General features: G+C 64.8%; 23 protein-coding genes and 1 pseudogene. 15 read left to right on the forward strand and 9 right to left on the reverse strand.

All coding sequences use genetic code 11. From position 1 onward, the window contains the following. Nucleotides 1-102 precede the first annotated feature (102 nt). The 3 genes from rpsO to AC1D3B_RS01140 all read right to left on the reverse strand — a co-directional run bounded on the left by rpsO (nt 103) and on the right by AC1D3B_RS01140 (nt 3,025). Nucleotides 103-369, reverse strand: coding sequence for a 30S ribosomal protein S15 (gene rpsO, locus AC1D3B_RS01130; RefSeq protein ID WP_007837783.1), 267 nt, complete (start codon nt 367-369; stop codon nt 103-105). A gap of 186 nt (nt 370-555) precedes the next feature. Beyond that, nucleotides 556-1,794, reverse strand: coding sequence for a pyridoxal phosphate-dependent aminotransferase (locus AC1D3B_RS01135; protein ID WP_478188996.1), 1,239 nt, complete (start codon nt 1,792-1,794; stop codon nt 556-558). Beyond that, nucleotides 1,745-3,025: a branched-chain amino acid ABC transporter substrate-binding protein gene (locus tag AC1D3B_RS01140; RefSeq protein WP_478188997.1), complete on the reverse strand. Its 1,281-nt coding sequence runs from the start codon at nt 3,023-3,025 to the stop codon at nt 1,745-1,747. Before AC1D3B_RS01140 ends, AC1D3B_RS01135 begins: the two co-directional genes overlap by 50 nt. A gap of 123 nt (nt 3,026-3,148) precedes the next feature. On the opposite strand from AC1D3B_RS01140, the gene AC1D3B_RS01145 reads away from it, so the two are divergent. Both AC1D3B_RS01145 and AC1D3B_RS01150 read left to right on the forward strand, forming a co-directional pair. Further along, nucleotides 3,149-3,520 carry an Hsp20/alpha crystallin family protein gene (locus AC1D3B_RS01145; RefSeq protein WP_478188823.1) on the forward strand — a complete coding sequence of 124 codons (372 nt, stop codon included), beginning with the start codon at nt 3,149-3,151 and terminating at the stop codon, nt 3,518-3,520. Nucleotides 3,521-3,714: 194 nt separating this feature from the next. Next, complete coding sequence (locus AC1D3B_RS01150) at nt 3,715-4,455, forward strand: alpha/beta hydrolase (RefSeq protein WP_478188824.1); 741 nt, start codon at nt 3,715-3,717, stop codon at nt 4,453-4,455. Here AC1D3B_RS01150 and tsaD read toward each other — a convergent pair. After that, complete coding sequence (tsaD, locus tag AC1D3B_RS01155) at nt 4,400-5,452, reverse strand: tRNA (adenosine(37)-N6)-threonylcarbamoyltransferase complex transferase subunit TsaD (RefSeq protein WP_478188825.1); 1,053 nt, start codon at nt 5,450-5,452, stop codon at nt 4,400-4,402. The two genes, AC1D3B_RS01150 and tsaD, sit on opposite strands and share 56 nt — an antisense overlap. Before the next feature lie 59 nt (nt 5,453-5,511). On the opposite strand from tsaD, the gene AC1D3B_RS01160 reads away from it, so the two are divergent. From AC1D3B_RS01160 to AC1D3B_RS01220, 13 genes and pseudogenes are all read left to right on the forward strand, one after another. Continuing rightward, nucleotides 5,512-6,798 (forward strand): nitrate- and nitrite sensing domain-containing protein, encoded by a 1,287-nt coding sequence (locus tag AC1D3B_RS01160; protein WP_478188826.1) that lies wholly within the window; start codon nt 5,512-5,514, stop codon nt 6,796-6,798. Nucleotides 6,799-7,134: 336 nt separating this feature from the next. Next, entirely contained in the window at nt 7,135-8,379 is a 1,245-nt protein-coding gene (locus AC1D3B_RS01165; RefSeq protein ID WP_478188827.1) for a CmpA/NrtA family ABC transporter substrate-binding protein, read from the forward strand. Nucleotides 8,380-8,389: 10 nt separating this feature from the next. Next, the gene (gene ntrB, locus AC1D3B_RS01170) at nt 8,390-9,301 is read left to right on the forward strand and encodes a nitrate ABC transporter permease (RefSeq protein ID WP_478188828.1); all 912 of its coding nucleotides are present in this window, start codon (nt 8,390-8,392) and stop codon (nt 9,299-9,301) included. Next, nucleotides 9,298-10,107 (forward strand): ABC transporter ATP-binding protein, encoded by an 810-nt coding sequence (locus AC1D3B_RS01175; RefSeq protein WP_478188829.1) that lies wholly within the window; start codon nt 9,298-9,300, stop codon nt 10,105-10,107. Before ntrB ends, AC1D3B_RS01175 begins: the two co-directional genes overlap by 4 nt. Nucleotides 10,108-10,129: 22 nt before the next feature. Further along, nucleotides 10,130-11,341, forward strand: a pseudogene (locus AC1D3B_RS01180) (NAD(P)/FAD-dependent oxidoreductase); the annotation flags it as partial. A gap of 27 nt (nt 11,342-11,368) precedes the next feature. Continuing rightward, complete coding sequence (locus tag AC1D3B_RS01185) at nt 11,369-14,170, forward strand: nitrate reductase (RefSeq protein WP_478188830.1); 2,802 nt, start codon at nt 11,369-11,371, stop codon at nt 14,168-14,170. Between the two features lie 80 nt (nt 14,171-14,250). Beyond that, nucleotides 14,251-15,192, forward strand: a complete 942-nt coding sequence (gene ybiB / locus AC1D3B_RS01190) for a DNA-binding protein YbiB (RefSeq protein WP_478188831.1) — start codon at nt 14,251-14,253, stop codon at nt 15,190-15,192. Beyond that, nucleotides 15,189-15,977, forward strand: a complete 789-nt coding sequence (gene cobA, locus AC1D3B_RS01195) for a uroporphyrinogen-III C-methyltransferase (RefSeq protein WP_478188832.1) — start codon at nt 15,189-15,191, stop codon at nt 15,975-15,977. Before ybiB ends, cobA begins: the two co-directional genes overlap by 4 nt. Nucleotides 15,978-15,999: 22 nt before the next feature. Continuing rightward, nucleotides 16,000-17,238, forward strand: a complete 1,239-nt coding sequence (locus AC1D3B_RS01200; protein ID WP_478188833.1) for a BaiN/RdsA family NAD(P)/FAD-dependent oxidoreductase — start codon at nt 16,000-16,002, stop codon at nt 17,236-17,238. 99 nt (nt 17,239-17,337) lie between these two features. Then, a complete protein-coding gene (gene rpsU / locus AC1D3B_RS01205) occupies nt 17,338-17,550 on the forward strand; it encodes a 30S ribosomal protein S21 (protein WP_007833691.1) in 213 nt (70 codons plus the stop codon). A gap of 107 nt (nt 17,551-17,657) precedes the next feature. Then, a complete protein-coding gene (locus tag AC1D3B_RS01210) occupies nt 17,658-18,107 on the forward strand; it encodes a GatB/YqeY domain-containing protein (RefSeq protein WP_478188834.1) in 450 nt (149 codons plus the stop codon). A 2-nt stretch (nt 18,108-18,109) separates the two neighbouring features. After that, nucleotides 18,110-18,562, forward strand: a complete 453-nt coding sequence (locus AC1D3B_RS01215) for an NUDIX domain-containing protein (protein WP_478188835.1) — start codon at nt 18,110-18,112, stop codon at nt 18,560-18,562. After that, complete coding sequence (locus AC1D3B_RS01220; protein ID WP_478188836.1) at nt 18,562-19,065, forward strand: DUF6314 family protein; 504 nt, start codon at nt 18,562-18,564, stop codon at nt 19,063-19,065. The genes AC1D3B_RS01215 and AC1D3B_RS01220 overlap by 1 nt, the downstream gene beginning before the upstream one ends. A gap of 319 nt (nt 19,066-19,384) precedes the next feature. Here AC1D3B_RS01220 and AC1D3B_RS01225 read toward each other — a convergent pair whose 3' ends face one another. The 5 genes from AC1D3B_RS01225 to pmbA form a co-directional block, all read right to left on the reverse strand. After that, the gene (locus AC1D3B_RS01225; RefSeq protein ID WP_478188837.1) at nt 19,385-20,380 is read right to left on the reverse strand and encodes a PAAR domain-containing protein; all 996 of its coding nucleotides are present in this window, start codon (nt 20,378-20,380) and stop codon (nt 19,385-19,387) included. 732 nt (nt 20,381-21,112) lie between these two features. Continuing rightward, complete coding sequence (locus AC1D3B_RS01230; protein ID WP_478188838.1) at nt 21,113-21,703, reverse strand: biotin transporter BioY; 591 nt, start codon at nt 21,701-21,703, stop codon at nt 21,113-21,115. Between the two features lie 65 nt (nt 21,704-21,768). Beyond that, nucleotides 21,769-22,362 carry an energy-coupling factor transporter transmembrane component T family protein gene (locus tag AC1D3B_RS01235; protein WP_478188839.1) on the reverse strand — a complete coding sequence of 198 codons (594 nt, stop codon included), beginning with the start codon at nt 22,360-22,362 and terminating at the stop codon, nt 21,769-21,771. After that, nucleotides 22,355-23,128, reverse strand: a complete 774-nt coding sequence (locus AC1D3B_RS01240; RefSeq protein ID WP_478188840.1) for an energy-coupling factor ABC transporter ATP-binding protein — start codon at nt 23,126-23,128, stop codon at nt 22,355-22,357. The genes AC1D3B_RS01235 and AC1D3B_RS01240 overlap by 8 nt, the downstream gene beginning before the upstream one ends. Continuing rightward, the gene (gene pmbA / locus AC1D3B_RS01245; RefSeq protein ID WP_478188841.1) at nt 23,125-24,495 is read right to left on the reverse strand and encodes a metalloprotease PmbA; all 1,371 of its coding nucleotides are present in this window, start codon (nt 24,493-24,495) and stop codon (nt 23,125-23,127) included. Before pmbA ends, AC1D3B_RS01240 begins: the two co-directional genes overlap by 4 nt. Nucleotides 24,496-24,538: the final 43 nt, after the last annotated feature.

The raw sequence follows: 24,538 nt of genomic DNA on the forward strand, positions 1-24,538 counted from the left end.
GAACCTCGTTGGAATGACACAGCTTCGCTCTGTTTGGCGGCTCCGAAGTAAAAAACGCCTGAGCTAGCGGACTAACCCAGGCGTTCTTGCATGCGATTCGGCTTACTTGCGCAGACCCAGCTTGGCGATCAGCGCGGTGTAACGGTCTGCGTCCTTGGACTTGAGGTAGTCCAACAGCTTGCGGCGGCGGCTCACCATGCGGAGCAGCCCGCGACGACCGTGGTGGTCCTTGGCGTGCGTCTTGAAGTGCGGGGTGAGTTCGTTGATACGGGCGGTCAGCAGTGCAACTTGCACTTCCGGGCTACCGGTGTCGTTGGCGGCGCGGGCGTTGTCCTTGACAACTTCGGCCTTGATGGAGGCTGCGATCATTTGATTTTCCTTGTTCCGGGATGTTTGACTTGCGGTGTGCGCTGGAACTGCACGCACCGTGCGCCTTGCGGCATGCAAAGCCTTGGAATTATAGCTCGCCCCCAGGCTGCGCGCACTTCGTGTCGCTTCGCCTACCCCCTACCGGGGGCAACACCTTCGGACCGGCGGAGCCGGATCCGTGGTGTTTCACGACTTCTTTTGCGCGGCCAGCCAGCGTTTGAGGCGATCCACGCCCTCTACGAGGCGCTGCTTGTCCTTGGATGCGAAGCACCAGCGGAGCCAGCCTTGTGCTTCGGGAGCGAAGGCGTTGCCTGGGGCGAGGCCCAAGCCGGCCTCGACGACCAGGCGTTTGGCGACTTCCAGCGAATCGCCGAAACCGTCGAGCTTGAAGAAGGCGTACATGCCACCGGGCGCGGGCGCCACACTGACACCGGGGATGTCGACCAACAGGGGCAGCAAGGTGTCGCGGCAGGATTTCAGGTGCGCGACGATCTTCGGGGTGATCTCCTCCGTGTGCGCCAATGCGGCGAGGCCGGCGCGCTGCGTGAAAACGCTGGCGCACGAGGTGTTGAATTCAATCAACTTGCCCATGCCCTCCATCAGCGCGGGCGGGAGCACCAGCCAGCCGAGTCGCCAGCCGGTCATCAGGAAGCTCTTGGAGAAACTGTGCGCGACGACCAGCCGGTCATCGGGCGTGGCGACGTCCAGGAAGCTGGGAGCGCATCGGTTGGGAGTCGGCTCGTAGTACAGGCGCTCGTAGACCTCGTCGGCGAGGATCCACGTTCCCGTTGTCCGGCAATGATCGAGGATGGCCTGTTGCTCCTCTTTCGAAAGCGTCCAGCCGGTCGGGTTGTTAGGCGCGTTGACGATGAGCAACTTGGTCGACGGCGTCACTGCGGCGCACAGCGAAGCGAGGTCAAGGGTCCATTGGCCACCCGAGGGCACCAGGGAGACGCAGCGCACGCGCGCACCGAGGATGGCCGGCTGCGCGGTCAGGTTCGGCCACACCGGCGTGATGGCCACGACTTCGTCGCCCGCATCGACGAGCGCCTGCACCGCGAGCATCAGCGCGCTGACGCCACCGGATGTGATCGCGATGCGCGACGACTCGATCTTCGGGTGCAGTCCACTCATGTATTCGGCGACGGCCTCGCGCAATTCAGGCAGGCCCAGGTTGTGCGCATAGAAGGTCTCGCCGCGCCGCAGCGACTCGACGGCGGCCTCTCGGATCGCCTCCGGCGTGACTTCATCGCTCTCGCCGAACCAGAAGGCCAGCACGTCGCTGCGCCCGATCCCGGCGTTGGCGACCTCGCGGATCTTGGAGGCTTCGAGGTTGTGGATGGCTTCGCGCATCGATCTTTTTTTCCTATGAGTTTCAGGGGCGCTGCATTTGGCAGCTGGTTGGCATTTCGGCACGGCTCGCAGGGATTGTCTTGACGACGCGGAAGCCGTAGCCGGATCCTTCGACGTCGAACTTCACGCCGGGGGCGCCCTGCCTGTCCATGATGCCGACCACGAGTGTCTGCTGGAACTGGTGATCCGCGGCGCGCATGTGGCCGCTCTGTCCCGCGAGCGTGACGTTGGCCTTTTCGAGCGCGCGGGCGACTTCCACCATGTCGACGCTGCCCGCGCGTTCGATCGCCTGCGCCAACGCCTCGATCATCAGTTGCATGCGCATGTGGACATAGTCGTCGGACGGTTTGGGGAAGCGCTCGCGGAAGGCCTTGTAGAAGGCCTCGGACTGCGGCGTCTGCACGTTCGGCAACCAGTCGGCCACCGCGACCACCCGCCCGATGCCGGCATCGCCGATCGCCGCGGGCGCACCCAGCGCATTGCCGTAGAAGGTGTAGAAGGTGCCGTTGAAGCCGGCTTCGCGCGCGGCCTTCACGAGCAAGGTCAGGTCATTGCCCCAGTTGCCGGTGATCACTGCCTGCGCGCCGCTCGCGACGATCTTGCTCGCATAGGGGGCGAAGTCCTTGACCCGCCCCATGGGATGCAGTTCGTCGCCGACGATCTTTACGTCCGGGCGAAGCGCGGCGAGTTGCCGCCGGGATTCGCGCAGCACCGCCTGGCCGAAGCTGTAGTCCTGCCCGATCAGGTAGACGCGCTTGAGCGCGTTGTTGTCCTTCAGGACATCCATCAACGCCGTCACGCGCATGTCGGCATGCGCGTCGAAGCGGAAGTGCCAGAAGCTGCAGCGCTCATTGGTGAGCACCGGATCGACCGCCGAATAGTTGAGAAACAGCACCCGGTTCGACGGGTCTCGCTCATTGTTCTTGTCGATGGCGTCGATGAGTGCGCCGGCCGTCGCGGACGAATTGCCCTGCAGCACGATCCGCGCTCCGCCGTCCATCGCGGCACGCAGCGCCGACAAGGCTTCTTCGTTCTGGCTCTTGCTGTCGTAGCGCTCCAGTTCGAGCTGCCGTGCGCCGCCCGGGAGCTTGACGCCGCCGCGCGCGTTTACGCGTTCCACTGCCCAGAGGATGTTGCGGAACACCGCCTCCCCGGTATTGCCGAAGGGGCCGCTCATGCCCTCGACCATCGCGATCCTGATCGGAGGCGCGGGCTGCGCCTGGACCCGCCCAAGCACCGATGCGCCTAGTGCCAAGGCGCCGAATTTCAAGGCGGCGCGACGGCAAATAAAGCTTGAGTTCATTGCTTGAAAGTCCCTGGGGCCGCTCCTAGTTGAGGTGGCATGCGGCACTTGTCTTGTTGAAACGCCGCGCAGTGTAAGGGACACACATTCCTTGTCCCCATCGTTCGCTCAGGAGTTTTCACCATGTTTTTCGCACCCGCCATTCGCACCGCCCGCTTCGTTCCGCGCTCGTACGACCGCAGCCTGGAGCGCTTCGTCAACCAGGCGCTTTCCGGCGCTCAACGCTCGCTCAACGTCGAACAGGACGAAAAGACCTGGACCTTGTCGCTCGACGTCCCGGGCCTGTCGCGTGAAGACCTGACGATCGGCATCGAAGGCGCCGTGGTCCGCATCGAGAGCAAGGCCGAAGCCAAGCGCCAGGTCAAGGCCGCCTACGAGCTGCCCCAGGACATCGACGTCGCCGCCAGCGAAGCCAAGCTCGAAAACGGCGTGCTGACGCTGAAGCTGGGCAAGCTGGTCCCGGTCGGCAACGTGGCCCAGCTCGCGATCAACTGAAGCCTCCCGTCCGGGTTTTCCCGATGGCAGTGAACGGGCCGGTAACTTTCTGTTGCCGGCCCGACTTGTTTCTACTCCACAATAGGTGCGTACTACGTCACGTTCTGTGACGTTTTTTTCAATGCTTTCCTCCCAATTGGCGAAGACGCGCAAGGACTGCGGGGCAGCAGACGCGCAGCGCCCGACGAAGCAACATGAAAACGCACGTGAAGTTTGCAGACGACGACGCCCGTTCAGACACCCTCCTGGTGTTCCTGCCGGGGGCCTTCCTGAAGCCTGAAGAGTTCGAGCGCGAGGGTTTCATCCATGCCGTCAGGGAACGTGAACTCGCCGCCGACGCCCTGCTTGTCGATGCCGACGTCTCCTACTACTACGACCAGACCTTCGTCGAACGACTCCACAACGACGTGATCCAGCCTCAGCGCGCGCTGGGCTACAAGACGATCTGGCTGGTGGGCATCTCGATCGGCGGGTTCGGCGCCCTGATCCACGAGTTGGCGAATCCCGGCGCAGTGGACGGCATCGTGGCGCTGGCGCCTTATCTCGGGCGCCGCCCGATCGGCGCCGAAATCCACAAGGCCGGCGGCTTGCGTTCCTGGAAAGCTCCCGAAGGACCGCCGCCCGACGAGGAGGTGGACCGAAAGCTCTGGCCCTGGCTCCAGCAATACGCATCGCCGAAGCGCGCGAAGAACCTGCCGCCGCTGTACTTGGGATTCGGCCTCGGCGATCGCTTCGCGTCCAACCATCAACTGCTGGCGGACGCACTGCCCGCAGGACGCGTCTTCACCACGGAGGGCGGACACGATTGGCCCCAGTGGTCGCGGCTGTGGCGGAAGATGCTTGATGTGCTTCCCCTGCCGACGTGCGCCAGAAGCGACGCTAGGCGGGCGCCGCCGCCTCTGCGGTCAGTGACGCCAGCGGCCATCGCGGCTTGACGTCGAAGGCGTAGCGCTCGGTCGGCGACTGCATGCCGGCCTGCAGCCGCATCGCGGCGGCCATGGCAATCATGGCGCCGTTGTCGGTGCACAGATGCAGTTCGGGGTAGTGCACGCGCACGCCGCGTTTCGAACACGCCGCGTTCAACTGCTCCCGCAGCGCCCGGTTGGCCCCGACGCCTCCAGCGACCACCAACCGTTTCAGGCCCGTCTGTTCGACGGCGCCCAGCGACTTCTTCAGCAGGACTTCCACAATGGCCGCCTGGGTTGAAGCTGCGAGATCGGCCTTGCGCGCTTCGAGCTCGCCGCCGAGTTTCCTGGCCTGCGTGAGCACAGCCGTTTTCAGGCCGGCGAACGAGAAGTCGAGATCGCCGCTGTGCAGCAAGGGCCGAGGCAATTTGAAGGCCGAGGCGTCGCCCTCTTCCGCCAGCTTCGCGAGCCACGGCCCGCCCGGATAGGGAAGGCCCATCAGCTTCGCGCTCTTGTCGAAGGCCTCTCCGGCCGCGTCGTCGATGGTTTCGCCGAGCAGTTCGTAGCGGCCCACCCCGTCGACCCGCATCAGTTGGGTATGACCGCCGGATACCAGCAGCGCGACAAACGGAAATTCCGGCGGGTCCGCGCTCAGGAAAGGTGAAAGCAGATGGCCCTCCAGGTGGTGGACACCGAGCACCGGCTTGCCCAGCGCCGCGCCCAGCGCGCAAGCCACACCGGCGCCGACCAGCAAGGCGCCCGCGAGGCCCGGTCCGCGCGTGTACGCGACGACATCCACATCCGACAGCCGTTGCCCCGCCTGGTCGAACACGGCCTCGGCGAGCGGAAGAACGCGCCGGATGTGATCGCGGCTCGCCAGTTCGGGCACGACCCCGCCATAGGCCTGGTGCATGGCGATCTGGCTGTGCAGCGCGTGCGCGGCCAGGCGAGGAAGGCCGCTCGCGCCGGATTCGACGAGCGCCACGCCGGTCTCGTCGCAGGACGATTCAATTCCCAATACAAACATGCTCCGAGTGTAGGCGGCGCACACTTTCAGGGCACGGATGTTGCTGCATATCCTCACCCATGAAATCCGGCCTGAGCTTCCTGATTGCCGCCTTGCGATGCGAGATCGACGGGCTGGAGCAACTCGACCGCACGAGCCAGCTGGTCGGGACGATCAGCCGGCTGGTCCACACATTGCAGCGCGAGCGCGGGATTTCGAACGTGCTGCTCGCCTCGCACGGCCAGCGCTTCGTCGCGCAGCGCGACGAACAGATCGCCGAGTGCGTGCGGATGGAAGAGGCGGCACGCCTCGGTTTCGAGCAGTTGGAGCTGGAAACCGTCCGCATCGGCAACGGCGCGCGACTTTTCAGCCGCATCGCCTGGGTGTTGCCCGGCCTGGATGCGCTGCCGGAACTGCGTCGTCGCATCGGCGCACTGGAGATCGATGCGGCCGAATCGACCGCAGCTTTCGTCAAGCTGATCGCCGGGTTGCTCGCGGTCGTGTTCGAAGCGGCGGACGGCGCGACCGATCCGGAAGTCTCGCGCGTGCTCGTGGCGCTCTTCAATTTCATGCAAGGCAAGGAGTTCGCGGGGCAGGAACGCGCCTGCGGTGCCGCCGCATTCGCCTCGGGCCTCAACGACAGGACCCGCCAGCAACAGTGGCTGCACCTCATCGATTCCCAGGAACGGTGCTTCCAGGTGTTCACCGAGTTCTCGGGTGAAGCGCTTGACGACGCCTGGCGCGCGAGCCAGTCGACGGCGCAGATTGCCGAACTGGAGCGCCTTCGGCGCATCGCCTGCGCGGCACCCGCGGGCGTGCTGCTCGATACGGAACTGAGCCAGACGTGGTTCGACTGCTGCACGCGCCGGATCGACGACATGCGGGTCATCGAGGAACAACTGGCCGACAACCTCCGCGCGATCTGCCATCAGAAGACGGCCCAGGCCCACGCGGAGTTGAACGCCCGCCAGGGGTTGCTCGCGAAGGTCAGCGGCCAGCCGGATTCAGCGTCTGCCGCATTCTTCGATGGCGCCGCGACTCCGGACGCGGCCGTTCCGCCGCAAGCGCTGGCAGGCGCCGCGCCTTACGGGCGACAACTCGAGCGATCGATCCTCGACATGGTCCAGGAGCAATCGCATCGACTGCAGGCAATGAGCGACGAGCTCGACACCGTGCGCGCCGCCCTGAACGAGCGCAAGCTGGTCGAACGCGCGAAAGGACTGCTGATGGCGCATCGCCGGATCAGCGAACAGGAGGCACACAAGATGCTGCGCCAGACCGCGATGAACCAGAACCGCCGCCTGATCGACGTCGCCGAATCGGTACTCGCCATGGCCGAATACCTGCCCAGGGACGCATCGTCCTGAGCATGGCGACTTCCCGAAATGGTGCGCCGCACAACAATTGCGCCTGAGCTTTCAAGCGGCACCGTCGGCCTTCAAGCCAATATCGGCGCCCACTTTGCGCTATTTTTTTCGTAGCAAGCGCGAGTTCGAATTCCCTGGCACACAGCTTGCATTGACTCCGCCATAGACCAACGAAGGTCTCCAGGCAGGTGGCATCCAACGACGGGTGTTGCCCACCGAACCGGACAAAGGCGTCCCCACCCGCAAGAGCTCGTTCTCGAGCAGCCCCTGCGCGGTGAGGACGCCTTTTTTTGTTTTTCGCTTTCGACCTTGTTTTTCCATTCCGGAGTTCGCCCCATGACCGATTCGCTGACATCCAAACTGAGTCGCCGACGTGTGCTGCAGGCCGCTGCCGCGGGCGTCGTCGGACTCGACCCCGCCTTGCGCGCCGCCGTCTGGGCCCAGGGCTCCGACAAGCCCGAGAAGGAGGAAGTCAAGATCGGCTTCATCCCCCTGACCGACTGCGCCAGCGTCGTGATGGCCTCGGTGCTCGGCATCGACAAGAAGTACGGCGTGAAGATTGTCCCGAGCAAGGAAGCCAGTTGGGCCGGCGTGCGCGACAAGCTCGTCAATGGCGAGCTCGACTTCGCGCACGTGCTCTACGGGCTGGTCTACGGTGTCCACGTCGGCATCGGCGGCCCGAAGAAGGACATGGCCGTGCTCATGACCCTCAACAACAACGGCCAGGCCATCACGCTGTCGAAGAAGCTCGCCGACAAGGGCGCGGTGGATGGCGCCTCGCTGGCCAAGGTGATGGCGGCCAACAAGGCCGAATACACCTTCGCGCAGACCTTCCCCACCGGCACGCACGCAATGTGGCTCTATTACTGGATGGCTGCCAACGGCATCGATCCGCTGAAGGACGCCAAGGTCATCACCGTGCCGCCGCCGCAGATGGTCGCGAACATGCGCGTCGGCAACATGGACGGCTACTGCGTCGGCGAACCCTGGGGCCAGCGCGCCATCATGGATGGCATCGGCATCACCGCCGTCACCACGCAGGACATCTGGAAGGACCACCCCGAAAAGGTGCTCGGCACCACCGGCGACTTCGTCAAGAAGTACCCGAACACCGCGCGCGCGGTCACCGCGGCCATCCTCGAAGCCGGCCGGTGGATCGACACCGGCCTGCAGAACAAGAACAAGATGGCCGAGACCATCGCCGACAAGAGCTACGTCAACACCAGCGTCGATGCGATCAACCAGCGCATTCTCGGCCGCTACACCAACGGCCTCGGCAAGAACTGGGACGACCCCAACTACATGAAGTTCTACAACGACGGCGCGGTCAGCTTCCCGTACCTGTCGGACGGCATGTGGTTCCTCACGCAGCACAAGCGCTGGGGCCTGCTGAAGGAGCACCCGGACTATCTCCAGGTGGCGACGCAGATCAACCGTATCGACATCTACAAGCAGGCCGCTGCGGCCACGAAGACTTCGGTGCCCAAGGAGGCGATGCGCACCAGCAAGCTCATCGACGGCGTGGTGTGGGACGGCAAGAACCCGAAGCAGTACGCCGATTCGTTCAAGGTCCATGCCTGAGGAGCCCGTCATGGTCAGTGCCGTCTTTCACTCCCCCCTCGACGCCAGCCCGGTCATGCCGGCCCCAACGAAGACCGTCGTCGTCGCCAAGCCCGCGGCGCCATCGCAGCCGGCCGAACCCGCGCCGCGCCTGCCGCGCGACTTCAACGCGCTCTGGCTGCGCGTATTGCCGCCCGTGCTGGGCTTCGCCCTCCTGATCCTGATCTGGGAACTGGTGGCGATGAAGAGCACCACCGGGTTTCCCTCGCCGCTTGCAACCTGGCAACAGGCCCTGACGGTGTTCAGCGATCCGTTCTACAGCAAAGGGCCGAACGACCAGGGCGTGGGCTGGAACGTGCTTTCGTCGTTGCAACGCGTGGCCCTCGGCTTCGGTCTTGCCGCCGCAGTGGGTATTCCAGCCGGCTTCGCGATCGGACGCTTCGAGTTCCTCTCGCGCATGTTCAACCCGCTGATCAGCCTGCTGCGCCCTGTCTCGCCGCTGGCCTGGCTGCCGATCGGCCTGCTGGTGTTCAAGGGTGCCAATCCGGCGGCCATATGGACCATCTTCATCTGCTCGATCTGGCCGATGATCATCAACACCGCCGTGGGCGTGCAGCGCGTGCCGAGCGACTACATGAACGTTGCCCGGGTGCTGAACCTCAGCGAGTGGAAGATCTTCACCCGGATCCTCTTTCCCGCCGTGCTGCCCTATATGCTGACCGGCGTTCGCCTTGCCGTCGGCACCGCATGGCTTGTGATCGTCGCGGCCGAGATGCTGACCGGCGGCGTGGGCATCGGCTTCTGGGTGTGGGACGAGTGGAACAACCTCAACGTCGCCAACATCATCATCGCGATCTTCGTCATCGGCATCGTCGGGCTCGTGCTCGAGTTCGCACTCATCAGGATCGCCACCGCATTCACGTTCGAAGAGGTGAAGTCATGAATGATGACAACAAGTACATCGAGATCCAGGGTGTCGAGCAGCGCTTCAAGACGGCCAAGGGCAGCTTCCTCGCACTGCGCGACGTGAACCTCTGCGTGGCCAAGGGCGAGTTCATCACGCTCATCGGCCACTCCGGCTGCGGCAAGTCCACGCTGCTGAACCTGATCGCCGGCCTCACCACGCCGACGCAAGGTGCGCTGCTCTGCGCCAACCGCGAGATCAAGGGTCCCGGCCCCGAGCGCGCGGTGGTGTTCCAGAACCATTCGCTGCTGCCCTGGCTCACCTGCCACGAGAACGTCTACCTCGCCGTCGAACGCGTGTTCGCCTCGACCGAGGGCAAGGCGCAGCTCAAGGCGCGCACCGAAGCCGCGCTCGCACTGGTCGGACTCACCGCCGCCGCGCAGAAGCGCCCCGGCGAGATCTCCGGCGGCATGAAGCAGCGCGTCGGCATTGCCCGCGCACTGTCGATGGAACCCAAGGTCCTGCTGATGGACGAGCCCTTCGGCGCTCTCGACGCGCTGACGCGCGCCAAGCTGCAGGACGAATTGCTCGCCATCGTGCAGAAGACGCACAGCACCGTGGTCATGGTCACGCACGACGTCGATGAGGCCGTGCTGCTGTCGGACCGCATCGTGATGCTGACGAACGGCCCGGCGGCCACGATCGGCGAAGTACTGAGCGTCGACATCCCGCGACCGCGCAGCCGTGTGGAGCTGGCCGAAGACCCGGCCTACGTGCATGCCCGCAAGGCGGTGATCGACTTCCTCTACACGCGCCAGGCGCACGTGGAAAAAGTTGCTGCCTGAAGCGAAGGACATCGCGATGGACATGTGCGTCAGGAAGCTGAAACTCGTGATGGTCGGCAATGGCATGGCCGGCGTGCGCACGCTCGAAGAGCTGCTCAGGATCGCGCCCGATCTCTACGACATCACCGTGTTCGGCGCCGAGCCGCACCCGAACTACAACCGCATCCTCCTGTCGCCAGTGCTCGCGGGCGAACAGACCGTGGACGAGATCGTGCTCAACAGCTGGGAGTGGTACACCGAGAACCGAATCACCCTGCACGCCGGGAAGAAGGTCGTCGAGGTCGATCGCGCCAGGCGCATCGTCCGCGCCGGGGACGGCACCGAGGCGGCCTATGACCGGCTGCTGATATGCACCGGCTCCAACCCTTTCGAACTGCCTGTCCCCGGGAAGGACCTGAAGGGCGTGATTGCCTACCGCGACATCGCGGACACCAACTACATGATCGAAACCGCCAGGACACACCGGAACGCGGTGGTCATCGGCGGCGGCCTGCTGGGGCTCGAGGCGGCCAACGGACTGATGTTGCGCGGCATGAAAGTGACCGTCGTGCACGTCAATCCGTGGCTGATGGACCGACAGCTCGACGATGTCGCAGGCAAGCTCCTGCAGAGATCGCTGGAGGAACGCGGGCTGCAATTCCGCATCGGCGCCCAGACGCAGGCGTTGATCGGCGGATCCGGGGACCGTGTGACCGCCGTCCGATTCAAGGACGGCACCGAAGTCGCGGCCGACCTGGTCGTGATGGCGGTCGGCATCCGCCCCAACACCGAATTGGCCGAGAAGATGCGCCTGCACGTGAACCGCGGCATCGTGGTGAACGACACCATGCAGACCGTCACCGACGCTCGCATCTATTCGGTCGGCGAATGCGCCGCCCATCGTGGCATCGCCTACGGGCTGGTCGCACCGCTTTTCGAGCAGGCCAAGGTGGCGGCCAATCATCTGGCGCATTTCGGCATCGGCCGCTACAAGGGCTCGATGACCTCGACGAAGCTCAAGGTCACGGGCATCGATCTGTTCTCCGCCGGCGAGTTCATGGGCGGCAAAGGAACGGAGGAGATCGTGATGAGCGACCCTGCCGGTGGCGTCTACAAGAAGCTGGTCATCAAGGACGACAAGCTCGTCGGTGCCTGCCTCTACGGCGATACGGCGGACGGAAGCTGGTACTACGAGCTGCTGCGCGACGGGCGCAGCGTGCAGGACATCCGCGACCAGTTGATGTTCGGCGAGTCGACCCCTGTGACTGCCTGAGGCTCGCCAATGATGCAGACACGTTCCACCTGCCCCTATTGCGGAGTGGGTTGCGGCGTGATCATCGAATCCGATGGCGCGCAGATCACCGGGGTGCGTGGCGACCCCGAGCATCCCGCGAACTTCGGCCGCCTGTGCACCAAGGGCTCGACACTGCACCTGACAGCCAGCGCGGCGGTCACGATGCAGACACGCCTGTTGCGGCCCATGCAGCGGGCGACCCGGGGGTCCGAACCCGAAGCGATCAGTTGGGACGCCGCACTGGATGTGGCCGTCGAGAAGTTCGCCCAGGTGATCCGCGAGCATGGGCCCGACGCGGTGGGCTTCTATGTCTCCGGTCAACTGCTCACCGAGGACTACTACGTCTTCAACAAGCTGGCCAAGGGACTGGTCGGCACGAACAACATCGACACCAACTCGCGCCTGTGCATGAGCAGCGCGGTCGCGGGCTACAAGAAGACGCTCGGTGCCGACGCACCACCGGCGTGCTATGACGACCTGAAGCATGCCGAGTGCCTCTTCATCGTCGGCAGCAACACGGCCTGGGCGCATCCGATCCTGTTCAGGCGCATCGAAGACGCGAAGGCGGCCAACCCTTCGATGAAGATCATCGTGGTGGATCCGCGCCGCACGGACACGGCGGAGATCGCCGACCTCTTCCTGCCGATCCAGCCGGGCACCGACGTCATGCTTTTCAACGGCATGCTGCATCTGATGCTGCGAGAGGGCTGGACGAATGCGCGCTACATCGCAGATCACACGAGCGGCTTCGATGCGCTGATGGCGACGGTGCAAGATTGCGCGCCCGATCGTGTGGCGCAGATCTGCGGCATCCCGGAGCAAGACCTGCTGCAGGCGGCCCGCTTCTTTGCCACTTCGGCCGCCACGTTGAGCCTCTACTGCCAGGGCCTGAACCAGTCCTCCTCCGGCACGGCCAAGAACGCGGCATTGATCAACCTGCATCTCGCGACCGCGCAGATCGGCAAGCCCGGCGCGGGACCGTTCTCGCTGACCGGCCAGCCCAACGCGATGGGCGGCCGGGAAGTGGGCGGCCTGGCCAACCTGCTCTCCGCACACCGCGATCTCGCGAACCCGCGACATCGCGCCGAGGTCGCCGCTCTGTGGGGCGTGCCGGATGTGCCGCAGCAGCCTGGCAAGACGGCTGTCGAAATGTTCCAGGCTGCCGCCGATGGCGAAATCCGCGCGCTCTGGATCGCCTGCACGAACCCGGCGCAGTCGATGCCCGACCAGGCGACCGTGCGCCGTGCGCTCCAGCGCTGCGAGTTCGTCGTGGTGCAGGAGGCCTTTTCGACCACCGCCACCTGCGACTTTGCCGACCTGTTGTTGCCGGCCACCACCTGGGGCGAAAAGCAGGGCACGGTCACCAACAGCGAGCGGCGCATCTCGCGCGTGCGGCCGGCCGTGCCGGCACCGGGCGAAGCACGCGACGACTGGTCCATCGGCGTGGCCTTTGCACGTCGGCTCGAAGAAAGGCTGGGGCGGACGGGCACGCTCTTCCCCTACGCCAACGCTGAATCGGTCTGGAACGAGCACCGCGAATCCACCCGTGGCCGCGACCTTGACATCACCGGCATGAGCTACGCGATGCTGGAAGCCGCGCCGCAACAATGGCCTTTGCGTGAAGGCGAGTCCACCGGCCGCGCCAGACTCTACGAGGACGGCATTTTTCCGACGCAGGACGGCCGCGCACGCTTCGTCGACACGCCGTACAAGGCGGTCACGGAATCGCGCGAGGCCCGCTACCCCTTTTCGCTGAACACCGGCCGCTTGCGTGACCAGTGGCACGGCATGAGCCGCACCGGAACCTTGGGCCGACTGTTCGGCCACGCAGCGGAGCCTTCCGTGCAGATGCATCCGCAGGACATGGCGCGCGGCCAGATCGCGGAGGGCGACCTCGTGCACGTCACGTCGCGGCGAGGCTCGATCGTGTTGCCGGTCGCGTCCAGTTCCGAAGTCGGCCTGAACCAGGCGTTCATCGCGATGCACTGGGGTGGCGAGTACCTGGGTGGATCATCCAGCACAGGCGCGCGGTTGGCCGGCGTGAACACATTGACGACGCCGAGCTTCTGCCCGGACTCCAGGCAGCCCGAGCTCAAGCACGCCGCAGTGAAGATCCTCAAGGCCGAACTGCCCTGGTCGCTGATCGCCGGGGCATGGCTGCCGCAGGAAACGGCCCTGCGTACCGTCGGTGCGCTGCGGCGTCTGATGCAGGCCTTTCCCTTTGCGAGTTGCGTGCCCTTCGGCGCCTCCGTCGCAATGGAGGGCAACGCCGCCGTCTGCACGGGTGTCCTGTTTCGCGCAGCCGCACACCAGGCACCGCAAGATGCCGTGCTCGCGAAGATCGAGGGACTGCTCGGCCTCGAAGGCGCGGACACCATGCGCTACGCGGACGCCAGGCGCGGCCAGCGGCGCGCAGTGCGCCTGCGGCGCGACGGCGCAGACGCGCGCCTGGAAGGCTTCCTGTTGGGTGGCGACACCCGCGCCGAAGTCTGGATCAAGCCTCTGCTCCAGGACCGGCTGCCGGCCCAGGACTTCGGCCGACAACTCTTGCGCGCGGGTGCCGAGGCACCCGCTGGAGTTCGCGCAAAAGGCAAGATCGTGTGCAGTTGCTTCGGCATCACTCAGACGGCGATCAGCGAACAACTGGCCAGCGCGGGCGGCGCCGACGACCAACGCCTGGCCCAAATCCAGCGGTCGCTGAAATGCGGCACCAACTGCGGCTCCTGCCTGCCCGAACTCCGACGGATGGTGCGCACCTGCGTCGCCGCGGCATTGGCGGAGGCACCATGAGGACCGCAGACCCTCCTGCGCTTCAGGGCATAAGCCCGCTCGATTTGCGGCATAAGGCATGCGGGACAATCCGGACACCCATGGGAATCAGCCAGTACATCAAGGAAATCGGCCGCGGCGCGCGCGGCGCGAAGCCGCTCGACCGCGCGCAGGCCTTCGACCTGTTCGGCCAAGTGCTGGACGGCACCGTCACCGATCTGGAAACGGGCGCTTTCTGCCTGGCCATGCGCATCAAGGGCGAAACACCCGAAGAGATGGCCGGCTTTCTCGACGCGACGCATGCGCGGCTGGCGCGCTTCCCCGCCACGGATCGGCCATTGATTGTGCTGCCGAGCTACAACGGAGCGCGCCGGCTGCCGGTCCTCACGCCGCTGCTGGCACTCTTGCTGGCGCGCGAGGGCCTGCCCGTGCTGGTGCACGGCGCCGCCACTGAATCGACGCGGGTGCTGGCTTCGAACGTGCTCGCCGCGCTGGGCGTGCCTGCGCTCACCGCCATCCGGCCCATCGAGAACGGCGAAGTCGTCTTCGCGCCGACCGAACTGCTGAGCCCCGGCCTCAAGCGCCTGCTGGACGTGCGCCGCGTGGTGGGCCTGCGCAATCCCGGCCACAGCGTTGTCAAGCTGATGCAGCCGGGCGAGGGGACTTGCGTGGTGATCGGCAGCTACACGCATCCGGCCTACGCCGAATCGATGGCGGCCACCTTCGAGCTGATGGGCACGACCGCCCTCCTCTCGCGCGGCCTCGAAGGCGAGAGCGCGGCCGACCCGCGCCGCACCGCGCAGGTCGATGGATTCGTGAATGGCCGGCGCGTGGAATTGCAGGTCCAGCTGCCTGGCACCCAGACCGAAGTGCCCGGCTTGCCAAGAGAAATCGACATCGAGACGACGGCCAACTACACGCGGCGCGTGCTCGCAGGCGAAACGCCGGTGCCCGACTCGATCGCCCAGCAGGTGGCGCAGATCCTGCAATTGGCGCAACTCGCGCAATCGGCGCATGAACGGCAACAGGTGGAGATCGAATGAGCACCCTTTCCCATCACGGCAGTTGCACCCTGGTCGGCGCCGGTCCCGGCGATCCGGAACTGCTCACCATCAAGGCCGTCAAGGCCATCCAGGCCGCGACGGTGCTGCTGGTCGACGACCTGGTCAGCGAAGAGATCCTTGCCTACGCCCGCCCCGGCGCTCGCATCGTGCATGTCGGGAAGCGCGGCGGCTGCCGGAGCACGCCGCAAGCCTTCATCGAACGCCTCATGATCACCGCGGTGCAAGAGGGCGAGACCGTGGTGCGCCTGAAGGGAGGCGATCCCTTCATCTTCGGCCGCGGCGGCGAAGAGGTCGAACACCTGCGCGAAGCGGGCATCGAAGCGCGTGTCGTCAACGGCATCACCGCGGGGCTGGCGGCCGTCACCGCGCTGGGCGTGCCGCTCACGCATCGCGACCATGCGCAAGGCGTTGTTTTCGTCACGGGCCACGCCAAGACCGGCCATTCGGCCGCTGAACATCCGACGGACTGGCAGCAGCTCGCCGCCACCGCGCGCGATGCGCGGCTCACACTCGTGATCTACATGGGCGTGACGGGTGTCGCGCACATCCAGGACGAACTGATGCATGGGTTGCCGGGCGATACGCCCGTGGCCGTGATCCAGGACGCGACGCTGCCACAGCAGCGCCACATCGCGACCACGCTCTCCTCCCTGCGCGCCGACATCGTGGCTGCAGGGCTGGCGAGTCCGTCGGTGATCGTCGTGGGCGACGTGTTGCGCGGCCTGGCAGCGGCCAGCGTGCCGGCAACACACTTCGGCACCTGACGCGGCTGATGGACGTGGCACGTTGAGCAGTTTCGACGTCGTCGTCATCGGTGCGGGTGCGGCGGGGCTCTTCTGTGCTGCGCTCGCGGGCCAGCGCGGCCTGAAGGTACTGCTGCTCGATCACAACGAACGCATCGCCGAGAAGATCCGCATCTCCGGCGGTGGCCGCGCCAACTTCACCAACCGCGACCTGGACACGCGCGCCCCGCAGAAGCACTTCATCGGCGACAACCCGAACTTCTGCCGGTCGGCTCTGTCGCGCTACACGCCGCAGCAGTTCATCGAGATGGTGCAGCGTCACGGCATCGCATTCCACGAAAAGCACAAGGGCCAGTTGTTCTGCGACGGGCCCTCGCAGCAGATCATCGACATGCTGCTGGCCGAATGCGCGACAGGCGGTGTCGCCCACCGGCAGCCCTGCAGCGTGGGCAACGTCGCCTATTCGGAGAAAGGCGGTTACGAGATCGAGACGCGACGAGGCAGCGTGCGGACGCCCCGGCTGGTGGTCGCGACCGGCGGCCTTTCCATTCCACAGATCGGCGCCAGCGATTTCGGCTACCGCATTGCCGAACAGTTCGGCCTGCGCATCGTCCCGCCACGCCCTGCACTGGTGCCGCTGACTTTCGGCGGCGAGGCTTGGGAACCGTACGCCGGACTGGCCGGGTTGGCCCTGCCGGTGCACATCGAGACGGGGACCAGGAAGGAACGGATGAGTTTCCTGGAAGACCTGCTTTTCACCCACCGCGGGCTTTCGGGTCCGGGCGTGCTGCAGATTTCGAGCTATTGGCGGCCGGGCGCGCCGCTGACGATCGATTTCGCGGCCGGGACCGATGTCGCCGCTGCGCTCGGCGACGCCAAGCAGCGTTCGCGCAAGCGCATCGCCAACGAACTCGCGGCGCTGGTGCCTTCCCGACTCGCCGACGCCTGGGTCGGGCAGGACGCCGCCCTGCAGCGTCCGATCAACGAAGCGGCGGACCGGGCGTTGTCGGCGCTGGCCGAGCGCATCACACGCTGGCAGATCACGCCCAGCGGTACCGAAGGCTACAAGAAGGCCGAAGTCACGGCTGGCGGCGTCGACACCCGCGACCTGTCGTCGCAAACCATGGAGTCGAAGCAGCCCGGGCTGTATTTCATCGGCGAAGTGGTGGACGTCACCGGCTGGCTGGGCGGTTACAACTTCCAGTGGGCCTGGGCCAGCGCCCATGCGTGCGCCCAGGCGCTGGCTTTCGACGCCAAAGCTGACGCTATAATGTCTGGCTAACTTTGGCCTCCCCTCAACGGCCTACCCCATTTTTCAGTTGAGGAACCCCGGCCCGGGGCCCGATCTTCCCCAGGCCAAATTCAACCAACCGATTTTTAAATGACCACCATCCGCGTTAAAGAAAACGAGCCGTTCGACGTCGCGCTGCGCCGCTTCAAGCGCACCATCGAAAAGCTCGGCCTGCTGACCGACCTGCGCGCCCGCGAGTTCTACGAAAAGCCGACCGCCGAGCGCAAGCGCAAGAAGGCAGCTGCCGTCAAGCGCCACTACAAGCGCGTGCGCAGCATGCAGCTCCCCAAGAAGCTGTACTAAGCACTCGCAGCGTTGGCTTCAGGCCATCGCCCGGTTCAACCGGATCCGAGCCGCGCCAGGAATACCTGCCGCGGCTTTTGTTTTTTGACTGTCAAGGAAAACCCGCCATGAGCCTCAAGGACCAGATCACCGAAGACATGAAGACTGCGATGCGCGCCAAGGACTCCGAGCGCCTCGGCACCATCCGCCTGCTGCTCGCCGCCCTGAAGCAGAAAGAGGTCGACGAGCGCATCGTGCTCGACGACGCCGCGGTGGTGGCCATCGTCGACAAGCTGGTCAAGCAGCGCAAGGACTCGGTCGCCGCATTCACCCAGGGCGGCCGCACCGATCTGGCCGACAAGGAAGCCGCCGAGATCAAGTTCCTGGAGGTCTATCTGCCGCAGCGCATGAGCGCCGACGAAGTGGCGGTGGAAGTCAAGGCGATCGTCGCCGAGCTCGGCGCCACGGGCCCGGGCGACATGGGCAAGGTCATGGGCGTCGTCAAGACGCGCCTCGCCGGCAAGGCCGACATGGGCCAGGTCAGCGCCGCCGTCAAGGCCGCGCTCTCGGGCGGCTGAGCGTGACGGCGAGCCCTGTCCTCAAGGCCTGTGCCTGCCTGGTGGATGCCGGCGGCCGCCTGCTGGTGTTCCACCACCCCGAGGACAAGGGCATGCAGTTGCCCAAAGGCACCATCGAGCACGGAGAGGCCCCCGAGGATGCGGTGCGCCGCGAGTTGCAGGAGGAGTCGGGCATCGACTTCACCGGAGAGCTGGTGTCGCTCGGAACCATCAACCGTTTCTGCGAGGCGGGCGTCGAAGGCAACAAGTACCGCCATCCGCAGCTGTGGCACCTGTTCCTGATGCGCCACGAAGAGCCCCTGCCGGAGGCGTTCGACCATGTGGCCATGGGCAGTCCCCAAGAGGACGGCCTGATATTCAGCTTCAGCTGGCTGGCGTCGGATGCCCCGCTCGACGCCTTCGCGGATCCCTACGTCCGAGCCATCGCCAGGGTCCGCGAAGCACTCGCCAACTGATGCCCGGCCTTTCCCCCTGGGGTACTGCCAATGCGGTCTTCGACGGACTCGAGGGCACCTGGGATCTGGTCCGGACCATCGAAGACCAAGCCACGATGACCGGCGTCGCCGTGTTCACGCCGCAGCTCGGCACGATGCTGAAGTACCGCGAAGAGGGCCGGATCAGGCTGGCCGACGGCAAGGAGTTCGACGCTCATCGCGAATACCGCTTCGAGCGTTCTGCCCACGGCTTCGAGGTCTACTTCGAGGAGGAACCGCTGCGCCTGTTTCACCGCATCGGCCTCGCGTTCAACGCAGGTGCCCTCGTCGGCTCGGCCGCCCATCTGTGCGCGCCCGACATCTACACCAGCAGCTACCGGTTCCTCGTCGACGGGAGCTTCACGATCCGGCACACGGTACGCGGCCCCCGCAAGAGCTACGTTTCGGCGACGGTTTTCAAACGCGCCGGGCACGGTAGCAATGCGAACGCGGCAAGTCCACAGGACGCGAGGACGCATCAATGAACGCCGCCTCGCGTATGCTAGGAAGCGGCCCGGTCGCTACGAGCGGTCGGCACGATCACGCATGCGCCGGCGCACCGAGCCCCGCTCAAGTCTCGCACAGGCTCGCCCTGACCACCTCGATTCGACGGGCATAGGTCGGTCGAGCGTTCTTTTGGTTGTTCATTTGGCTGAGCTCCTTGAAAGTCTTGGGTTTTGCCATTCCCAGTCTCTCAGACTCGGTCCGGATGGAAACATACAACCTATCGGGCCTTCACACCTAGTCCAGGTGTCGCGAACCAGGCGAATCTTCTGGAGAAATGACAGAATTCTGCAAATCCCATCACCCCAACCCAGCGATCAGGTCGAAATAAGCATATCGGGCAGGATAACGTCGACGACCTTCAGCCTCACAGGGGGTTCCTTTGCTTGTCCAATACATGTCGGAGCTCTCGGCAAAATCTTCGTACTCATTCTCCATCGCATACCGTGATGGCCACGCATTATCGCTCGCTATGGCATCAATGTAATTATTCTTCTTCATATCATCTTGCCATAATAGCTCCTGCCAAAAATGGCCGGTCTCATGGGTCAATAGATGATTGAACTGCTCCTGCGCTATTTTATAGGCTAAGGGGAAAAAACTGAGATGCCCATTGCCTCCGGTCGCAGCAGAGGAGGTCATCGTTCCGTCTCGAAGGACCAAGGCATCGGGAGATGGTCCAGGATTAATGTCAATGGAGACAATCTGCCTGATATGCTGCAGCGGAATAACTGCAAGCGCCTGGAGGATCTGATTCATATCCACCGGCAAATTACCTCTTAATTCGTTAGGAGCGGAATCGGCAGTATAGAGAAAGAAAGTGTGCCCCCCGACCGCGGTGACATATTCAGTGGCCCTGCGCGGTCTGTCCAAATCGCTACGAAATGCATGTATAACCTCCCTGCCCGGACCCACCTCGACATCAAGGTTTTTGGTCCTGTAAAACTCGGGAGGAGCCTGGAAAATCGTCGCCTCCCCGTTGAGGTGAGAGCAGGAGGTGTTGGAAATGTTTGTCTTTAGACCACGTATGACCGAAAATTCGGTCTCGCCACATGCGCACCGGTTTAGGTCACCGCTCAACGCCCAGGGCATGCCGTTGAAAGCCATGCCACGCGGGCGCTCACCCTGCGAGGGGATTATTTCTCCCTCCTGCTGGCATCTACTACACCAAGTCTTCATGCCGAGAGTGGCGATTTGCGCGCGTGGCGGTGGGATAGAACAAGTGAAATTTTCAAGCCCCTCGATAATTCGAGCGGTGCCCGCCCAGTCGCCTTTCGCGAGAAAGTATCGGATCATCTTGGACCGCCGCGCTCACGAATAGTGGGCAACCGGCCAATTAGGACGTGCGAAGATGGACGCTGTCGCGACTGCGGCCGCTGACCACCTGAAAACTCCGTTTTATTGAACAATCGCGTTTCAAAGAAAATATACTTGATAAATGTGTTGTCAGGGCCAAAAAGCGATCCCAACATGAAATTGGCGTCCCTTGGTAGCAGGATTTCCGTGCTTATCCGTTGAAGATATGTGAATCCACAAAAGCGATGCACCACGCGCGGACGGCCCTCGATCTCGCAACTCGTTTTGTCTAACCAAACAATTCGAATCGCCCATAGATTATCGCCCGCATGCTTCAAGAGGAGCCACTCCGTCGTTCTTTATGGTGGCTGGATGGCTCTTCTTCATCGATGGATTTTTCCATCCGTCACACCCAATTCGCGGGACGCAGCATCTCAGTGCAGCATGCTCATCCCAGCGGAAGGCGAGCAGATCATGAGGCCGACTGCGCCGGCCGGCAAACTCAAGGCTTCGTAGTAGGGTACCTGGACCCGAATGCATCAATTTGCTGGACCCGCATATCAGCACTTTGATCGTCCAGCCTACAAGACCGCGCCAACGGAGTATCACCCTGGCCGTGCAAGCTGGGAATGGGCACATGGTCGAGGTGATGGCACGATCATTCTGGCCAGCCCAGTATCAGACTTCTTTGGGGCAACCTGCGACACTGCTAGCCCGTTGTCAACGCCGGCGTCAATCGCGATCCAGCCGCCAGCCCGGCATGCCGCGCATCACGGTCTGCACGACCACCGCGCAGATGCCGCACTTGATCAGGTCCCCGGGAATGAAGACCAACATTGCCAGTGCCGCCTTCGACAACGACATGCTGGCAACCCAGGAAAGTCCGGCGATACCGAAGGCATAGACCACCATGATCCCGCCGATCGCGCAGGCAACGAAGGTCGCCGCCAGCAGGCGTGCACCGGTCGCGCCATCGAGTCGACGCGCCATCAGGCGCATCGTCACGCCACAGGCGAAGGCGCCGAACATCCAGCCGAACAGAAAGCCCGCCGTCGGCCCGACGAACACGCTCAACCCGCCGCGTCCGCCGGGCAGCAGTGGCAGGCCCAACGCCACCGCGAGCAGGAACAACGCGATCGCGAGAAACCCGCGCCGTGGCCCGAGCAGGCAGCCCGCCAGCATCACCCCCAGCGACTGCAGCGTGATGGGCACGCCAAAAGGCAGGTCGATCTTCGGAATCAGGCCGAACACGGCCATCAAGGCCGCGAACAGCGCGATGTAGGAAAGGGATCGGGATGAGGCGAGGGATGGGTTCGAGGTCATGGAAAAGAAAAAGTTGAAGAGACAGAAGAGTCAGAAAGAGTCAGAAGAAGAGCGCGCCGGAGTCTTCATCGACCCAGCCGCGCGGCCAACGCATCGGCCACGCGCTCGGCGGTCTGGAGCGTGCGGATGGTCAACGGCGCCAACAGCCGCAGGCCGCCGCCGCGGCCCGTGCGGACGCGGTACGCTTCGTCGAGGCGCTGCCACTGGACGTAGAAGTTCTCGGCAAAGCGCAGCATCAGGCCCAGGCCGAGCGCGATCCGCTCGATCGGAACGCCGAAGCGCTGCAACGGACGCAGCACGGTCTCGAGCACGGCCAGGAGATCCTCGAAGCGCGTGGTCAACGTGAGCATCAGCGCCAGCGTGGCCGCGCTGGCGAGGCGCAAGGCACTGGCCACGCCAAGCCACGGGGTTCCCAGGGCCCAGTGAAAGCCGACGATCAGCCCGCCCGCGATCGCCACCCCGCCCAGCATTCGCAGGCGGCGCCATGCGGGCTGCCCGAGCGAGACGAAGAGCAGCAGCACCGCCACGCAGGCAACGGCCAGGTACAACGGCTGATGGACGAACACCAGGAGGGTGCCGCACACCGATAGAAGTACGAGTTTGATCCACGCCGGGATCGCGTGCAGCCAAGTGCCCTGCGCCGAATAGAGGCTACGCAAGCCCGTCCCTTTCCGCCCGCACACGCTGGCGCACGTGGTCGGCATAGGCCTCGCAGACCTCGCGTCCCGGACCGTCGGCACGCACGCTGCCGCGTTCCAGCCACAGCACGCGCTCGAATCCGTGCACGTGGTCGAGCAGGTGGGTCGACAGGATGACCTGCTGCTGCGTCGCTTCGAGTTGCGCGGCGAGCCGCGCCTGGCTCGGCAGATCGAGGCTCGCGAACGGCTCGTCGAGCAGCAGCGTCGCGGGCTCGCTGATCTGCAAGGCCAGCAGGCACACCTGCTGCCGCTGGCCCTGGCTCAACTCGCTGATGGCGCGTCCTGCCCAGGCAGCCAGGCCACGCTGCGCGAGAAACTCGCGCACTTGCTGCCGTGCGACATCCCGCGTCTGCCCGCGCGCGGTCAGGCTGAAGGCCAATTCCTCGGCGACGGTCGGAAAGATGATCTGGTCGTCCGGATTCTGGAACATCAGCCCCACGTGCGCAGGCTGCCGGCGCTCTCCCCCTGACGTGCTGGCGGGCAGGACGACGCGTCCCTGCTGAGGGGCGTCGAGCCCGATGATGAGGCGGAACAGGCTGCTCTTGCCGGCGCCGTTGTCGCCGATCAGTCCGATCCGGGCCTCCCGGAGGTCCAGCGTCAGGCCGTCGAAGACGCGCTCGTTGCCGCGCGCCAGCGTCACCGCCTCGATGCGAATGCCCGGTGTCTCGGCAGGTACGAACGGCGACGGCTGCCGCGCAGGTCGGCCGTCCAATTCGACCAGACTCAACTCCCCGCGACCTTCATCCGGTTGATCAGCAACGATCCGGTGGTCTTCGCGCCGTAGTTGTAGGCATCGGCACCGACCGCTTCGATGCCCATCAGCATGTCCTTGAGGTTGCCGGCAATGGTGATCTCCTGCACCGGGAAGGCGATCCTACCCTTCTCGACCCAGAAGCCGCTTGCGCCGCGCGAGTAGTCGCCCGTCACGTAGTTGACGCCCTGGCCCATCAATTCGATCACCAGCAACCCGGTGCCGAGCTTGGCGAGCATCTCGTCGAGGTCGTCGCCCTTCTTCGTGAGCCGCGACGTCAGCGTGAGGTTGTGCGAGCCGCCCGCATTGCCGGTTGTCTTCATGCCCAGCTTTCGGGCCGAATAGGTACTCAGGAAGTAGCCCTCGAGCCGCCCGCCATCGACCACCTTGCGCTTGCGCGTCACCACGCCTTCGTCATCGAAGGGAGAACTGCCCTTGCCACGAGGCAAGTGCGGATCTTCGAGCACGTCGATGTGCTTCGGCAGCACCGGCTTGCCCAGCGAATCGAGCAGGAAGGTGCTCTTGCGATAGAGCGCTCCGCCGCTCGTCGCCTGCACGAGGCCACCGAGCAATCCGGCCGCCAGCGGCGACTCGAACAGCACAGGGCATTCGGTCGTCTTGATCTTGCGCGACTTGAGGCGGCTCAAGGCGCGCTCCGCTGCATAGCGGCCGATGGCCTGCGGGCTCGCCAGTTCGTCGGCCGAGCGCATGGAGCTGTACCACGCGTCGCGCTGCATGTCGTCGCCCTTGCCCGCGATCGGCGCCACCGAGATCGAGTGCCGCGAACTGGCATAGCCGCCACGGAAGCCGCGCGTGTGGGCGCTGAAGAAATGGCTCTGCTGCGCCGAGACACCCGCGCCCTCGCTGTTGGTGATGCGCTTGTCGGTCGTGAGCGCAGCCGCCTCGCATTCGAGCGCCAACGTCGCGGCCTGCTCGCTGGTGACGTCCCATGGATGGAACAGGTCCAGGTCGGGCTGGTCCTTGGCGATGTCGGCTTCGTCGGGAAGGCCGCTGACCGGGTCTTCGGCGGTAAAGCGTGCAATGTCGTAGGCGGCCTGCACGGTCTGCGCGATGGCAGCCTCGGAAAAATCGGAGGTGCTGGCGTTGCCGCGGCGGTGGCCGACGTATACCGTGACGCCGAGCGACTTGTCTCGGTTGCGCTCGACGTTCTCGAGCTCGCCCTTGCGCACGGAGACGCTCAGGCCGCAGCCCTCGGACGCCTCGGCGCCGGCATCGGTCGCGCCGAGTCTCTTGGCGTGCGCCAAGGCCGAATCGACCAGGTTCTCGAAAAAGGGACGGCTGTAGGCGAAGCCGGAATCGGCGCGCGAGGAGGATGTGGTCATGTGTTGGCTATGATACTTGCGCCCCCTGTTCCCGATGGTGCGG

This window comes from Variovorax sp. P5_A3 (assembly GCF_056400665.1).